Annotated in this window: 11 protein-coding genes; 8 read left to right on the top strand and 3 right to left on the bottom strand. The window is 72.2% G+C overall.

Features of this window, described 5'->3' with window-relative positions:
• Window positions 1-125: 125 nt before the first annotated feature.
• Entirely contained in the window at window positions 126-1,673 is a 1,548-nt protein-coding gene (locus tag QFZ75_RS10785; RefSeq protein ID WP_307535951.1) for an MFS transporter, read from the bottom strand.
• Between the two features lie 199 nt (window positions 1,674-1,872).
• On the opposite strand from QFZ75_RS10785, the gene QFZ75_RS10780 reads away from it, so the two are divergent.
• The 3 genes from QFZ75_RS10780 to QFZ75_RS10770 all read left to right on the top strand — a co-directional run bounded on the left by QFZ75_RS10780 (window position 1,873) and on the right by QFZ75_RS10770 (window position 4,080).
• Window positions 1,873-2,496, top strand: a complete 624-nt coding sequence (locus QFZ75_RS10780; RefSeq protein WP_307535949.1) for a TetR/AcrR family transcriptional regulator — start codon at window positions 1,873-1,875, stop codon at window positions 2,494-2,496.
• A gap of 184 nt (window positions 2,497-2,680) precedes the next feature.
• Window positions 2,681-3,382, top strand: coding sequence for a ribonuclease HII (locus QFZ75_RS10775; protein ID WP_307535947.1), 702 nt, complete (start codon window positions 2,681-2,683; stop codon window positions 3,380-3,382).
• A 68-nt stretch (window positions 3,383-3,450) separates the two neighbouring features.
• Complete coding sequence (locus tag QFZ75_RS10770) at window positions 3,451-4,080, top strand: hypothetical protein (RefSeq protein WP_307535945.1); 630 nt, start codon at window positions 3,451-3,453, stop codon at window positions 4,078-4,080.
• Window positions 4,081-4,586: 506 nt separating this feature from the next.
• On the opposite strand, the gene QFZ75_RS10765 is transcribed toward QFZ75_RS10770, so the two are convergent.
• Complete coding sequence (locus QFZ75_RS10765; RefSeq protein WP_307535944.1) at window positions 4,587-5,213, bottom strand: hypothetical protein; 627 nt, start codon at window positions 5,211-5,213, stop codon at window positions 4,587-4,589.
• A 223-nt stretch (window positions 5,214-5,436) separates the two neighbouring features.
• Entirely contained in the window at window positions 5,437-7,599 is a 2,163-nt protein-coding gene (locus QFZ75_RS10760; RefSeq protein WP_307535942.1) for a RecQ family ATP-dependent DNA helicase, read from the bottom strand.
• A 133-nt stretch (window positions 7,600-7,732) separates the two neighbouring features.
• Here QFZ75_RS10760 and QFZ75_RS10755 point away from each other — a divergent pair, with 133 nt between their 5' ends.
• The 5 genes from QFZ75_RS10755 (at window position 7,733) to QFZ75_RS10735 (ending at window position 15,709) form a co-directional block, all read left to right on the top strand.
• Window positions 7,733-9,481 carry a DUF4192 domain-containing protein gene (locus QFZ75_RS10755; protein WP_307535940.1) on the top strand — a complete coding sequence of 583 codons (1,749 nt, stop codon included), beginning with the start codon at window positions 7,733-7,735 and terminating at the stop codon, window positions 9,479-9,481.
• Window positions 9,482-9,907: 426 nt separating this feature from the next.
• The gene (locus QFZ75_RS10750; protein WP_307544364.1) at window positions 9,908-11,854 is read left to right on the top strand and encodes a glycogen debranching N-terminal domain-containing protein; all 1,947 of its coding nucleotides are present in this window, start codon (window positions 9,908-9,910) and stop codon (window positions 11,852-11,854) included.
• Between the two features lie 126 nt (window positions 11,855-11,980).
• On the top strand, window positions 11,981-12,739 hold the full coding sequence (locus tag QFZ75_RS10745) for an NUDIX hydrolase (protein WP_307535938.1): 759 nt from the start codon (window positions 11,981-11,983) through the stop codon (window positions 12,737-12,739).
• Window positions 12,740-12,892: 153 nt separating this feature from the next.
• The gene (locus tag QFZ75_RS10740; RefSeq protein WP_307535937.1) at window positions 12,893-14,659 is read left to right on the top strand and encodes an ATP-binding cassette domain-containing protein; all 1,767 of its coding nucleotides are present in this window, start codon (window positions 12,893-12,895) and stop codon (window positions 14,657-14,659) included.
• Between the two features lie 162 nt (window positions 14,660-14,821).
• A complete protein-coding gene (locus QFZ75_RS10735; protein ID WP_307535935.1) occupies window positions 14,822-15,709 on the top strand; it encodes a FadR/GntR family transcriptional regulator in 888 nt (295 codons plus the stop codon).
• Window positions 15,710-16,006 lie beyond the last annotated feature (297 nt).

The raw sequence follows: 16,006 nt of genomic DNA, 5'->3' as shown, positions 1-16,006 counted from the left end.
CCGTGGCAGACCTGACGGTGGCAGTCGTGACAGTGGCAGCCGTGACGGTGGCGGGCAGCGCGGCAGGCTCCGCTCCGTTCCGCTTCGCGGGTGCTGTGCGGCCCGCCTGTCGCGCGGGCGGTCGCCTAGCCCGCCGCGGGTCCCGCCGTGCCCGACAGGGCCTCCAGGTCGCTCCTGCGGACCCTGACCACCAGGGTGGCGATGAGCAGGGCCAGTACGGCCATGCCCACGGCCGGGATGAAGGCCGTGGAGATGCCGTGCGAGAGCACTTCGTGGCTCCAGGGCGCCGGCAGCTGGTGCGTCCTCGCGAACTCCGCCTTCTGCTCGGCCGAGGCGGTGGCCATGAAGTCCGCCACCTGCTTCTCCGCCTCCTCGCGGCTCGCCGTGCCGAACACCGTGGTCAGGATGGAGAGGCCGAGCGATCCACCGACCTGCTGCATGGCGTTGAGCAGGCCCGACGCGGCGCCCGCCTCGTGCGGGGCCACTCCGGAGACCGCGGTCAGGGTGAGCGTCACGAAGTTCAGCCCCATGCCGAAGCCGAACAGCAGCATCGGACCGAGCACGCCGCTGACGTACGAACTGCCGGGATCGATGAAGGTCAGCCAGCCGAGCCCGAGCGCCACCAGGGACGATCCGACGACCATGAACGGCTTAGGGCCGAGCACCGGCAGGAACCGCTGCGACAGGCCCGCGCCGGCGACGATCGCGACCGTGATGGGCAGGAACGCCAGACCGGCCTCGATCGGCGTGTACTGCAGCACGTTCTGCACGAAGAGGACGATGAAGAAGAACATGCCGAACATCGCCGCGGCCAGGCTCAGCATGATCACGTACGTGCCCGAGCGGTTGCGGTCGGCGAACATCCGCAGCGGGGTGATCGGCTCCCCGGCCCGCGACTCGATCAGCGCGAACGCCACCAGGAGGACGACCGCGGCTCCGAAGGACGCGATGGTCGGACTGTCCCGCCAGCCCTCCTCCGCGGCCCGGATGAAGCCGTAGACGAGCGAGGCCATACCGAGCGTCGAGGTCATCGCCCCGGCGATGTCGAAGCGCCCCGGATGCCGCTCGGACTCGCTGATGTAGAGCGGCGTGACCAGGACGATCAGCAGACCGATGGGTACGTTGACGAAGAGCACCCAGCGCCAGTCGAGCCACTCGGTGAGCATGCCGCCCGCCAGCAGACCGATCGCGCCGCCACCGGCCGAGACCGCGGCGAAGACCCCGAACGCCCTGTTGCGCTCGGGCCCCTCCGGGAACGTCGTGGTGATCAGCGCCAGCGAGGTGGGGGAGGCGATCGCGCCGCCCACCCCCTGCAGGGCGCGTGCCGCCAGCAGCTGCCAGGGCTCCTGGGCGAAGCCGCCGAGCAGCGAGGCGGCCGTGAAGAGCAGGATGCCGGTGGTGAAGACGCGGCGCCGGCCCAGGATGTCGCCGGCCCGGCCACCGAGCAGCAGCAGACCGCCGAAGGTGAGTGTGTAGGCGCTGACCACCCAGGTGAGATCCGTGGTGGAGAACTTCAGGGCGCCTTGAATGTGCGGGAGCGCGATGTTCACAATCGTCGCGTCGAGTACCACCATGAGTTGGCAGGCCGCGATGACGGCGAGTGCGATGCCGGGATGCCCCTCCCGGCGGGCCGCTCCCGGCTTCTGGTCCTGCATCAAAGGAGAGGTTGTCACTGTCGAGCCCCCCACGAGTGCGTTAGTGAACGCTCGCGTTCACTGCCGCGTCAAAAGGTAGTGAGTCCCCGACAGTGAACGCAAGCGTTCACTGAAGTCGCTGCCGCTTTTTGTCATCCGCCCGCCCACGGACCCCGGTCCGTCCGGCACGTACGTGCGAACGCGCGTGCCACTCACCCGCTCAAACGGAGACAGGCCCATGGTTAGCTCGAGTTGGACGGCCGCCCCCGCTCAGGCGGCTGCCCCGCGCAGGCGCGGCGCCGTACTCGAACGCGCGATCCTCGACGCCGCACTGGAACAGCTCAGTACGGTCGGCTGGAACGGCCTCACGATGGAGGGCGTCGCGGCCGGCGCCCAGACCGGCAAGGCGGCGGTCTACCGCCGCTGGCCCTCGAAGGAGGACCTCGTCGCGGACGCGCTCCAGGCGGGACTGCCCCCGCTGCAGAACGTGCCCGACCTGGGAAGCGCGCGGGACGACCTGCTGGAACTGTGCCGACGGGCCCGGAAGGCGATGTTCTCGCGCCCCGGGTTCGCCCTTCGCTCGGTGATTCACGAATGCGACGCGTCCCAGGCCGGACGCTTCCAGGAAGTGATCCTCAAGGGGGTCATCGAGCCGACCGTCCGTCTGCTCGGTGAGATCGTCGAGCGGGGAATCCGCCGGGGAGAGGTGCGGTCGGACGCGGCCAACTCCTACGTCTTCGACGCCATTCCGGCCATGATGATGTACCGCTCGAAGGTGTGCGCGAGTGAATGGAGCGAGCGGGACATCGAGGAGATGATCGACCAGTTCATGGTCCCGCTGCTGCGGCCGGAAGGTTCCTGACCGGCTCCTGACCGGCCCCTGGCCGGTCTCTGACCGGTCTCTGGCCGGTGCGGCTGCGGATGGGCCGTGACCGTGGCTGTGATCGGTGGCCGTGGCTTTCCGGGCGCTCGGGCGGAGGCCCTCGGGGTGCTTCGGGGAACCAGGGTGTCGTACGGGGTTGCGGGCGGCGTAGGCTGATCGCGTCATGCCGTACGAAGCACCTACCCACGCCGTCGAGCGCTCCCTGCGCGCCACGACCGGAGCGAAGACCGTTGCCGGTGTCGACGAGGTGGGGCGCGGGGCCTGGGCCGGCCCGGTCACCGTCTGCGCGGCGGTCACGGGCCTGCGTCGCCCACCCGAAGGCCTCACCGACTCCAAGCTCCTCACCGTCAAGAGGCGCACAGCGCTCGCGCCGATACTGGCCGAGTGGGTGACGTCGCACGCCCTGGGGCATGCTTCCCCGGAGGAGATCGACCAACTGGGGATGACGGCCGCACTGCGGCTGGCCGCCTGTCGCGCCCTCGAAGCGCTGCCGGTGCGTCCCGACGCGGTCATCCTCGACGGAAAACACGACTATCTGGGCACCCCGTGGCGGGTCCGTACGGTGATCAAGGGCGATCAGTCCTGCGTCGCCGTCGCGGCCGCCTCGGTGATCGCCAAGGTCCAGCGCGACAAAATGATGGCCGAACTGGGTGTCGACCATGCAGACTTCGGTTTTGCGGCCAACGCCGGGTACCCGTCACCGGTGCACAGGGCCGCGCTGGAGATGCGGGGCCCCACCCCGTACCACCGGCTGTCGTGGGCGTATCTTGATGCGTTGCCCCAGTGGCGGCACCTCAAGAAGGTCCGCAGTTGGGCGGACGGAAGCGTTCCGGAGATCGAGGGGCAACTCGGCTTCGATTTCTGACGATTCCGTTCGCACTCATGTGCCACCCGCCTACGCGTGTCGCACCGGTGTTTGATAAAAATCAGCTCATGCCTCTCATTCCCGAGGAGCCTCAGATTCACGAGAGTGCCCAGGGTCCCCGCGTCAGTCCGGCCACCGGCCGTACCGCGCCGACCCCCCGTCCCGTACCCGGCCCCCGTCCCGCGGCTCCGCCGCGTCCAGGCCGTCCGGGTCCTGTCCGGCCGATGCCGCCTGTGCAACGCACGCCGCGCGACACGGCCGTGGCCAAGTCGGAGCCTGCCGCTCCGGCGGCCCCCGCCGCTGCCCCGACTCCGCAGATCCAGGTGATCCCGGCTTCGGCCGAGGGTGCGCTGGACGCCGCCGAGGAAGCGGTCGACCTACTCCTCGACTCGGGCACGACCCCCGGTGAGGTGCTGGTGATCACCACCGGCGAACCGCACCCGTGGGCCGCGCACGAGCTCTCCTTCGGCGAGGCCGCGTACTGGGCCCAGCACGACGCGGGGGACGACGTGTTCTACGCCGACGCCTCCGCTCTCGGTCGTGCCGCGTCCCGGCCCGTGGTGGTGGTCGCCGTCAACGGCGGACCCGACTCCACCGCTGCCACCGCCCTGCCGCTGGCCCGCGGCCGAGCGGGCACCTTGCTGATCGTCTGCGGGGAACCGCAGCGGATCAACTCGGTGCTGAGTGCGGCGGTCTGAGGACTCCCGCTCTTCCGGGGGCTTCACGCCGCGCAGGTGCCACCGCGGTGGCACCTGACCGGAGCGTGCGACAAGCACGGAGGGCGGTCCGACGTGTGCCGGTACGGGAACGTGCCGGCGTCGGCCGTCATCGTGAGAGCGCTGTGCCCGGCTGCCGTGCGCCAGGCAATTTCTCCTGACGCACGGCAGTCGGGCACAGCTGCGCAGGAGCCAGGAGCCAGGAGCCAGGAGCCCCAGGAGCCAGGCGCAGGCACGCAGGCGCACGGGGCCGTAGAGTCCTCAGTCCCGCACGTCGTGCCCTCGCCGGTCCGCCGTGGTCCCGCGGCCGGGTTCCGGTCCGTGTGCGGCCCCGCGAAGGAAGGGCGCTCGCTGATCCGCGCGGACGCACAGAGCGCGGGGCCACAGAGGTGGACCGGGCCGCAACGACAGCCCGTATCCGCGTCCGTGCCTGTTCCCCGACGGCTCATCCGACGGCTTCACCGACGGCGCCGGCGGTGGTCGTCGGCTCAGCGGGCGGCCGCGCGCCGCAGTACCTCCGAAGCGACGCCACCGGTACGCGGCTGTATCGCCTCGGTCATCGCCGACGCATCCAGCGACTCCGGCGGCGAGTCCGCATTGGGCCGCCGCCCCCCACGTCCTTCGCCGAGCACCTGCCAGCCGTCACGTGTCAGTGTGATGTAGGCCCCGCAGCGCAGTCCGTGCAGGGTGCAGGCGTCCCGCAGCCCCCACATCCACGCCCCGTCCTCCTCCGTCCAACGCGCGTCGCCGTCACGGCAGTAGAGCAGCACGGCCGTACGCACCGGCGTGCGGCGCCGCAAATCGTGCGGGACGATCCGGCGCAGCTGCGAGAGCAGCGCGTTGCGGAACATCCAGCCGTCCGCCGGAGCTGGCCGCCGGATGAAGGAGGCGCTCGCGTTCAGCCGTTCGTCGGGACCCAGCACCGCCACGATCGCGGTCCCGGGCCTGGGCCGATGCCGGGAGTGCAGCCCGCTGACGACCTCCCGGGGATTGCTCAGGAGTGGAATCCCCGCAGCGGCCCATTCGGCGGGTTCGAGCATCCGGGCCAGTGGGTTGGCGGAAGTGGCGGACGTCGACATCGACGCCGACGAGGACGGAGCGAATCCGAAGGTCACGGTCCTCCCTTCGGCTACGCGCCCGCGCTGCGGGCGGGGGTCGGACTGGGGGAGCGCGCCGCAGCACAGCCCGAACGGGGGGTCTCGGAAGACCACGCGGGGCGCGAGACCAATTCTTCCTGTCGAACTTGGTTGCGGCAACGAGCAATTGGGGCCACCGAACCGCTATTTGGCGATCCGTCGCATATATCCCTGCCCGGTATCTACCCACGTCGCGCCAGTATCACCCTTGCATGGCGAGGACCAGCGGCAACACCCCCCTTGCGCCGGCCCGCCGGAGCATGCGCGCGGCCACCGCGAGCGTCCAGCCGGTCTCGGTCGAGTCGTCCACGAGCAGGACGGGTCCTTCGGCATCGGCGAGCGCCTGGGCCAGAGCGGGCGGCACCACCAGCGCGCCGTCCAGGGCCTTCAGTCGCTGCGCGCTGTTGCTTCTGGAGGCCTGCGAGGCGTCGGCGCCCGGTGCGTACGCGAGGGAGCCCAGCAGAGGCAATCGGCCGACCTCGGCGATCCGCGCGCCCAGTGACCGGACCAGGTGCGGCCTGCGCTGCGATGCCATGGTGACGACACCGACCGGCCTCGGCAGGGCGTCGGAACCGCCCGAGGCCCAGCCGCCCGGACCCTTCGCCCAGTCGGTCAGCACGCCGACGACGGCCTGCGCCACATCGTCCGGAACGGGTCCGTCCGGCGCCTGGGGGCCGAGCATCGGCCGCAGCCGGTTGCCCCAGCCGATGTCCGAAAGCCTTCCCAGTGCCCGCCCCGTCGCGGCCTGTTCGCCGACCGGGATACGTCCCTTCAGGTCGACGCCCACGGCGGGCAGACCCGTCGGCCACATCTTCCGGGGCTCCACCTCGACGCCCGCGCGGTCGAGCTCCCCGCGTGCCGTGTCCAGTGCGGAGGAGGACACGCCGTCGGAGAACCGCGGCTCGGTGCAGTTGTCGCAGCGGCCGCACGGGACGGCCCCCTCGTCGTCCAGCTGCCGGCGCAGGAACTCCATCCGGCAGTCGGTCGTCGCCACATAGTCGCGCATGGCCTGCTGTTCGGCCGCGCGCTGTTTGGCGACCCACGCGTAGCGCTCGGTGTCGTACACCCACGGGGCGCCCGTGGAGACCCAGCCACCCTTGACGCGCTGCACGGCGCCGTCCACGTCCAGGACCTTGAGCATCGTCTCGAGCCGGGACCGGCGCAGCTCCACCAGTGGTTCGAGCGCGGGCAGCGACAGCGGACGGCCCGCCTGGGCCAGCACGTCCAGGGTGCGCCTGACCTGCTCCTCCGGAGGAAAGGCGATCGACGCGAAGTACTGCCAGATCGCCTGGTCCTCCTTGCCGGGCAGGAGCAGCACCTCGGCATGTTCCACTCCGCGGCCCGCGCGGCCCACCTGCTGGTAGTAGGCGATGGGTGAGGACGGGGAGCCCAGGTGCACCACGAAACCGAGGTCGGGCTTGTCGAAGCCCATGCCCAGCGCCGAGGTGGCCACGAGGGCCTTGACCCGGTTGGCGAGCAGGTCCTCCTCCGCCTGCTGACGGTCCGCGTTCTCCGTCTTCCCCGTGTACGAGGTCACGGTGTGCCCGCACTGCCGGAGGAAGGCGGTGACCTCCTCGGCGGCGGCCACCGTGAGCGTGTAGATGATCCCGGAGCCGGGCAGCTCACCCAGGTGCTCGGCGAGCCAGGCCATCCGGTGGGCGGCGTCCGGCAGCCTCAGCACACCGAGGCTCAGGCTCTCCCGGTCCAGCGGGCCCCGCAGGACCAGGGCGTCCGTGCTGCCGCCGGTGCCCAGTTGCTCGGCGACGTCGGCCGTCACGCGCGCGTTGGCCGTGGCGGTGGTCGCCAGGACCGGGACACCCGGGGGGAGGTCGGCCAGCATCGTGCGCAGACGGCGGTAGTCCGGCCGGAAGTCGTGGCCCCAGTCGGAGATGCAGTGTGCCTCGTCCACCACGAGGAGGCCGGTCGCCGCGGCGAGTTTGGGCAGCACCTGGTCCCTGAAGTCCGGGTTGTTGAGCCGCTCGGGGCTCACCAGGAGGACGTCGACCTCACCCGCGGCCACCTCGTCCTGGATCGTGTCCCACTCCTCCGTGTTGGACGAGTTGATGGTCCGCGCTCTGATGCCGGCGCGTGCCGCCGCCTCGACCTGGTTGCGCATGAGCGCCAGGAGCGGGGAGACGATGACGGTGGGGCCTGCCCCACGCTCCCGCAGCAGCGCGGTCGCGACGAAGTACACGGCGGACTTGCCCCAGCCGGTGCGCTGCACCACCAGGGCCCTGCGCTTGTCGGCCACCAGGGCCTCGATGGCGCGCCACTGGTCCCCGCGCAGCCGGGCGTCGCCTCCCGGCGCGCCGACGAGGCGGGCGAGGACGGTGTCGGCCGCGGCATGCAGCTCTTCGTTGCTCATGGCCCCATGCAACCCGATGGGTCGGACATCGCGCGAATGAGCCCTGTCGACTGTGGACAAGTCCTGACGTGAGCATGGCCCTGGTTATCCACAGGGCAGAGCGCGATTCCCGGATTCGCGGGATGGTCACGGCATGACGAACCACATCGAACCGGCCGGGAACCTCGGCGACGGTGACACCGGCGGATGCGACGAAATGGCCGCGCGGGACAGGGAAAGGGAGGGGAAGCGGCCCGCGACGGACGGACCGGGCCATGCCGGACCGAGCGCGGATCATGCCGGATTCGGCGCGGGACGAGGCGGACCGGGTGCGGGCCGCGGCAGGCGGAAGAGGGACTATGACGACGCTGTCCCCGTCGGCCGGGTACATGGCGCGGTCGACGCCCCGGGCCCCGAGCGTCAGGTCACCCTCCGCACCCCGGCCGAACTGGCCGACGCCCTGCCGTATCTGCTCGGGTACCGGCCCGAGGACAGCATCGTGCTCGTCGCCCTCCACGACAGGGACGGGCGCGGCCGGTTCGGCGGACGGGCCCGGCTCGGCATTCCAGGCAACGGGGACGACTGGCCCTCCGCGGCGCATCAGCTGACGCACGGCCTCGTGAAGGGCAGCGAACGAAGGGGCGCCCTGCCCGAGAGCATGGTCGCCTTCCTCTGCCAGGACCCGGGGGAGGGGGAATCGGGCCGCGCGGTCATGGAGCGTCTGCGCCCGCTCGCGCAACTGCTCCGCACCGCCTGCGGGGCGCTCGACGTCCCGGTGATCGAGGCCCTGTGCATTTCGGACGGCCGTTTCTGGTCGTACTGCTGCCCGAGCGAGCACTGCTGCCCGTCGGACGGTACAGCCATGGGGCTCCCCGGTACCTCGGTGCTGGCCGCGGCCGCCACCTACGCCGGTCTGCAGATCCGGGGAACCCTGCGAGAACTGCGGGCGAGGCTCACCCCGTGGCAGACAAAGGCCGCGCCGGAACAGGAGTCCGCCCTGGACGCGATGAGCGCGGCGCTGATTCCCCGCATCCTGGACGACGAGAGCCGCGCCGGTGTGGCGGCCCAGACCCTGGAGCTGGCCGGCCAGGTCATGCGCCGGTTCGCGGACGCCACCCCTGTGGCCCGTGGCTCCGGCATCCCTCCGGCGGATCTCCGGGACGACGAACTGCTGCGGCACGACGAGGCGGCCATGCTGATCCTCGGCTTGCAGGACCGCACGACACGGGACCGGGCGGCGCAGTGGATGGAGGGCGACGAGGCCGGACCGGCCCTGCGTCTCTGGCGAGCTCTGGCCCGCCGCTGCGTCGGATCGTACGGCGAGCACGCCGCGGCTCCGCTCACGCTCGCCGGGTGGGTCGCCTGGTCCTGCGGTGACGAACTGGAAGCCCGCGAAGCCCTGGCCATGGCGCTCGGAGCGGATTCCGCGTACCTCTTCGCCCGCCTCCTCCACCAGGCGTGCAACGAGGGCCTGGACCCGGAGTCGATTCGCCGCTGCCTCCGCGGTGGACGAACGGACCACGTCACGAACCACATCGACGAGGCCACGGACCCAGGCACGGACCCAGGCGCGGACATGGACACGGACACGAATGCTTCGTCGCCGTCGCCGTCGCCGTCGCCGTCACCCGTCGGCGCCGACGGGACCTCCGGCCCCGCTCCGGTGAAGTCGTCCCGGCCCCCTTCCCGCCGCCGGCGCAGGACGCGGGCCACGGAGAGCGCTGCCGACCGCCCCGGCTCCCGGTCGGACGGCGCCGGGGACACGCGCCGACCCCGCTCCGCGCCTGCCGCTTCCGGCGCCCTCGCAACGGAAGGACCGAACCGGGGTGGTGACCGTGCAGGCGGTGCGGCCCGGTCCCGTCGGAGCGCCGGACAATCCGGGACGCCGAAGGGGGACACCTGAGAGAGCGGAAGAGGAGACGTGAGGGAGACGATCCGGCGGGTCCGATCGGTGGGCAGGAGCGGACCCGTGCGTGACTCGGGCGACGCCCGCCCCGTTCATCCGAGTGGTGCCGCTCCCGGCTGCGCCGTTTCGTCGCACCGGCCCCGTCCCGTCGGAGTCGCACACATTGCCGAGCCCTCTACGTGACCCGGCCCTGACCCGCAGGTATCGCCGAACCCCACACATCGCCGAGCACGCACCCGGCGAGCGGAGCACGGAAGAAGCCGCCCCATGCCTCTGCCCAACCCGTCCTCCACGCCCTCCACGCCCTCCGGTCCGATCGTTCCGGGCAACGGCCCGCCCGCTCCCGGCAGGTCCGCACCGCCCTCCCTGGGCCGTGGTGCCGTCCTGGCTCCGCAGACGGCGCCGACCGCGCAGCGTGGCGCGATGGATCTGCCGGCCGCGCACACCACGCTGATCTGTGTCGCCCTGCCGGGACTGGCGATCTCGACGGAACAAGGACAGCTGACCGGTCACGGGCTCGAGGGCTTCTACCGATCCGGCCGACGTGTGCTCTCCCGGTGCCGGCTGCGGGTGGCCGGCCGGGAGCCGCTCGCCGTGCAGGCGCGGATGATCGCGGCCGACCAGGCCCGGTTCGTCGCGACCCTCAGCCTGTTCACCGACGGCGGACCCGACCCGGACGTCCTGGTCGAACGGGTGCGGTACGCGGACGGCACGGAGCGGATCACCCTGCGCAACGCGGCCCGCCGACCACTGCGCCTGCCCGTCGAGGTGGCGCTCGGCACGGATCTGGCCGAACTGGGAGCGGTCGCCGCGGGAAGAGCCGGACCCGACCTGCCGGCCAGTGTCCATGACTCCGGCATGCGATGGTCGTCGGGCCCGGTGCACTCCGTCGTCACGGCCGACCCGCCGCCCTCGGACGCGCTGGCCTCCGCGGGACTGCTCCGCTGGGAGTTCGAACTGCCGCCCGGCGGCAGCCGGAGTGTGGAACTGCGGGTGGGACCGGCAGGGTCGGGGCCCGTCCGGGCCGTCGCGCGCGGCGCCACGAGCCCGTTCGCTCCGGCACGGGCCACCGGTGACGACCCGCGGATCGGGGCGCTCCTGCGCACCGGCATCGGGGACCTTCAGGCCCTCCTCCTGCGTGACCCCGTGCGGCCGTCCGACACGCACCTGGCGGCCGGGGCTCCCTGGCGTTGTGGCATGGCACCGGCCGAGGCCCTCGCGGCGGCGCGTATGACCCTGCCGCTGGGCACGCGCCTTGCCGCGGGCACCCTGCGGACCCTCGCCCGCACCCAGCTCGTGGGCGAGGGGCCACGGTCCGGCCTGATCCCAGGCCCGCGACGGCAGACCGGTGCCCACCTCCCACCGAGCTGCACGGGGCAGGAGGCGACCCTGCTCTTTCCCGTGGTCCTGGCGGAGGCCCGCCGCTGGGGCCTCTCCGAGGCGGAGACGGAGGAGCTGCTGCCCGCGGCGGAACGGTGCCTCCGGTGGCTGCGCACCGCTGTCGGCGGCGGCGTGTATCTGCCGGACCCGCATCCGGGCGGGCCCTGGCGCTGTGAGACCCAGGCGCACGCTCACCGGGCCGCCCTGCTGGGCGCGGACCTCCTCGACGCGTACGGCAGAGGAGGCGCCGCCGAGTTGCGGGAATGGGCGGGGGAGATGAGGACCGCGTTCCGGGAGGACTTCTGGATCGAGGACAGAGGAGGTGGCAGACCGGCCGCGGCCCGTCTGCCGGGGGAGCGGGTCGTGCCGTATCTCGGCGCCGGCAGCGTCCACCTGCTCGACACCGGGCTGCTCGGCGCGGGCGCCCCGGCCCCGGGCCTGCTCGACGGAGTGCGTACGGAGCAGCTCGCGCGCCTGCTCGGTGGACCCGCCATGGACTCGGGATGGGGGCTGCGCAGCCTCGGGGTCAAGGAGGTGGGCTACAACCCGTTCGGGCATCGCAGCGGTGCCGTGCGCGTCCACGAGACGGCTCTCGCCGTGGCGGGGCTGGCCGCCGCGGGCTATGAGAAGGAGGCCGGTTCGCTGCTGCGGGGCGTGCTGTCGGCCGCCGAGGCCTTCGGCCACCGGTTGCCCGAGATGTACGCGGGGGAACAGCGCGCCGAGGGCGGCGCCCCGGTGCCGCACCCGATGGCCTGCAGACCGGCGGCGACGGCCGCGGCCGCCGGTGTCCTCCTGCTCACCACCCTCGCCGGAATCCGCCCCGACGCCCCCGCCCGCACGGTGACACTGCGCCCGGTCAGGGGGGCGCCGCTGGGAGAGATCGAGCTGACCGGGCTGCGCGTCGCGGGAGCCGCCTTCTCCGTACGCGTCAGCAGGCTCGGCCTCGCCATGGTGGAGGAGGCGGCCGACGGACTGCAGCTGGGAGCCTGAGAACCAGCCAGGGCTGCGGCCGGTGCCGCCGAAGACCGCGGCGGCCTGTCCGAGGGCGGCGGATCAGCCACGTGAGCGACCGGCGAAGGGAGTGTTTATCGTCAGGCAGACGACTATGATCGCGGCATGCCCTACGACCCGTCAGCTTTCGCCCCGTTCGCCGTCACCGTCGACCTGGTCGTACTGACCGTGCGTCGTCACGCCCTCTGCGCGCTGGCGGTACGGAGGGGCGAGCCGCCCTTCCAGGGACGGTGGGCGCTGCCCGGCGGCTTCGTCAGGCCGGACGAGGACCTGTCGCAGGGAGCCGCACGGGAGCTGCTGGAGGAGACCGGGCTCTGCGCCCACGACCCCGACGCCCCCGCCCAGGCCAACGGCGCGCACCTGGAACAGCTCGCGACCTACGGCGACCCCAAGCGCGATCCGCGGATGAGGGTCGTCAGCGTCGCCCATCTCGCCCTCGCGCCCGACCTGCCGGCGCCGAGAGCGGGCGGAGACGCCAACAGCGCACGCTGGGCTTCGGTCGAGGACCTGCTCCATCAGAGTGGCTACGGGCGTGACGGGGAGCAGGCCGCGCCGCTCGCCTTCGACCACGCCCAGATCCTCGCGGACGGTGTGGAGCGCGCTCGTTCCAAGATCGAGTACTCGTCGCTGGCCACCGCCTTCTGCCCGCCCGAGTTCACGGTCGGCGAACTGCGCCGGGTGTACGAGGCGGTATGGGGTGTGGCACTCGACCCTCGCAACTTCCACCGCAAGGTGACCGGAACGCCGGGCTTCCTCGTTCCCACCGGCGGCACGACGACCAGGCAGGGCGGCCGCCCCGCCCAGCTCTTCCGCGCCGGCGGGGCCACCCTGCTCAACCCGCCGATGCTCCGCCCGGAGGTCTGACGCCGGCCCGGGACCGACCGGCCGGCCCGTGCCGATGTGACGGGCGCATCCGGGGCCGGCGGTCCGGCCAAGTGGCCGGACCTGCACGGAGTCTGCCCTCGCGTCGGTCCAGGATGCCCACAAAAAGGTACATACAGCGCTATCTTGCTTCGGGTGATCCAGGCCATCGGACTGACCAGCAATGCCCGCAAGGAGCTTCCCCCCGCCGTCGACGACGTCTCCTTCGAGGCGCCCGCCGGCCGTGTCACGGCGCTCCTGGGAGCTCCGGGCGCGGGGAAGACGACCGCGTTGAGACTCATGCTCGAACTCGAACCGGGCCGTGGAATCACCTACTTCAGGGGCCGCCCGCTCCATCGCGTCCCCCATCCCTCGCGCGAGGTGGGTGTCCTCCTGGGAGAGGTCCCCGGGCACCCGGCACGCACGGTCCGGGGCCAACTCCGCATGCTGTGCGCGGCGGCGGGCGTACCCGCGTCCCGTGCCGACGACGTCCTGGAGGTGGTGGGTCTCGCCGGGCTGCGCGACGAGCGTCTGGGCACGCTCTCGCGCGGCATGGACCGCCGCCTGGGCCTGGCCTGCGCCCTGCTGCCGGATCCGCACGCCCTGGTCCTCGACGGTGCGGCCGACGGACTCTCCGCCCGTGAAGGCCGCTGGCTGCACGGGGTTCTGCGTGCCCATGCCGGTGCGGGCGGCGCCGTGCTGTTCGCCACGGACGACCCCAAGGAGGCCGCGAGCGCAGCCGACCGGGTCGTCACGCTGGAGCGGGGCAGGGTGGTCGCCGACCAGGAGGCCGCCGAGTTCTCACGCACCCGCCTGCGACCGCGCGTCGCCGTCCGGAGCCCGCACGCCGCCCGGCTCGGTGCCCTGCTGACCCAGGAGGCCCGCTCCGCCCGGCACTCCGTGGAGGTCGTCCGGGAGGACGGCAACCGCCTTTGCGTGTACGGCAGCACCTGTGCCGACATCGGCGAGACCGCCTACCGGCACGGCATCCTCGTACACCAACTCGCGGACGAGGTGGGCGACATGGGGCCGGTACCCGTACCGGAGCCCGAGAAGGGTCCTGGCGAGGCCGCGACGCCCTCCGCGCAGGCCGCGCAGGAGCAGGGCACGCGCGCCTCGTCCCCCCTTCCGCCGCCCCTCGCGGTCCGCCCGGGTGTCGGCCCCCTGCGGCCCCTGCGCTACGAACTGCGGCGCGCGGCGGGGATCGGTACGGGCTGGACGACCGCGGCCGTCGTGCTCGTCGCCTCCGCCGTCGTCTCCGTGCTGCTGGCCAGGGCGGGCCACACGCCGCAGTCGCGGCTGCTCGCCGCGTGGCCGCGGGACTTTCCGCTGCCGCCCGCGGCGCTCGGCGCGGGACTGCTCGGTGCCTTCGCCTTCGGCGACGAGTTCCGTCACCCTGCCCTGGCGGTGGACCGCGGTACCGTCCCGCGCCGCCTGGGGCTGCTGGCCGCCAAGCTCGTCGTCGCCGCGCTCACCGCGCTGACGCTGGCGGTCGTCGTGGTGGGCGTGGACGCCGAACTGCTCCACCTTCTCTACGGACGGGAGCTGACCGGAGTTCCCCCGGACTGGATCGAACTGGGCGCGAGCTGGATCGGTCTGGTGGTCGGCTGCGCCTGGGCGGGCGTTCTGGCGGCGGGCGTCTTCCGGTCCACGACCGCCGGACTCGCGGCCGTCCTCGCCGTGCCGATCGCCGTCGTGCCGGTCGTGCAAAAGGTCCTGGAGGGCCCGTCGGTCCGGACGGCCGCCGGGTTCTCGACCCGGTTGCGTGAGCTCGTGCTGGTGCGGTGGCCGTTCGGGGGCGAGCACTACCTGGCCGCCGCGGCAGGCGTGATCGCCCAACCCGTCGCCGGCGCGCTGATGTTGTCACTGACGGCTCTGCTCTGCGCGTATCTGCTCACGAGTCTACGGAGCCGGGTCCGATGACGACCGTCCATGCACGCGCGTTCCCCTCATGCACACAACTCCGCGCAGAACGCCCACTTCCTTCCGATAAGGCGTCAATTGCGACGGTGTGAGCGATCACCCTTTCGTGTGCTTTTCACCAAAGACCTCAAGGGAGTTGGAGCCAACGCCGACAAAGGATCCGTGACTACCCTTGCGCACGCCATGATGACCGCAGCCCGTTCCGCAGACTCCGGCCTCGCCGGACCGGGCGAACTCGATCGCTACCCCTACGCGGAGACCCCCGGCGCGGACCGCCTCGGCGCCTCCGTGTGGGATGCCACGGACCCGGAGATGGGGCGCGTGGGCCGACGTACCGGCGGCAGTCGCGGCCGCGGCCTGCATGGACAACTGGTCCAGCAGCTGGGTCAGATGATCGTCTCCGGTGACCTCGGTGCGGACCGCCCGCTCGTGCCCGAGGAGATCGGGCAGAGGTTCGAGGTCTCCCGCACCGTCGTCCGTGAGTCACTCCGTGTGCTCGAGGCGAAGGGTCTGGTGAGTGCCCGCCCCAACGTCGGCACGCGGGTGCGGCCGGTCAGCGACTGGAACCTCCTGGACCCGGACATCATCGAGTGGCGCGCCTTCGGACCGCAGCGCGACGACCAGCGGCGCGAGCTGAGCGAGCTGCGCTGGACGATCGAACCGCTGGCCGCCCGTCTCGCCGCCGGGCACGGCCGACCCGAGGTCCAGCAGCGTCTGACCGACATGGTCGAGATCATGGGGCACGCGCTGGGGCAGGGCGACGCGCTCACCTTCTCGCGGGCGGACGCCGAGTTCCACTCCCTGCTCATCCAGGTCGCCGGCAACCGCATGCTGGAGCACCTCTCCGGGATCGTCTCGTCCGCGCTCCAGGTGTCCGGCGGCCCGGTCGCCGGCTGCGAGCGGCCGAACGAGAGCTCTCTCGCGCACCATGCCCGTATCGCGGACGCCCTCGCGGCGGGCGACGCCTCGGCGGCCGAGGCCGCCATGCGGCAACTGCTCACCGTCCACCCCGAGGTGGAGCGCGTCGTGCCCGCGCCGCGCGAGCACTGATCGCCTGCCGCGGGCGGCGCGGCCGGGAACGGCTGCTCCGCACGGCCGGACCGGGGAACGGTCTGCCGCCGGGCCTCATCGGATTCCATGAGAAGCCGACGGGGCCCGGCGGTGTGATGAGACGCTGTAATCATCCGGCTGACCACCTATGACCGCATATGGCTACTTTTATGCGCTTACGAGGTGTGACTCGGGCCACGCAGATTGGGCGTAACGCTCTTCGGAACAGCGCGATGACCTAAGAGGTGACAGCCGAGCAGGGAATACGGGCGCCGCTTCAGGCGCTGTGACTCTTTC

This window comes from Streptomyces sp. V3I8, assembly GCF_030817535.1.
Taxonomy (GTDB): Bacteria; Actinomycetota; Actinomycetes; order Streptomycetales; family Streptomycetaceae; genus Streptomyces.
This window is presented reverse-complemented; position numbering and strand designations above follow the sequence as displayed.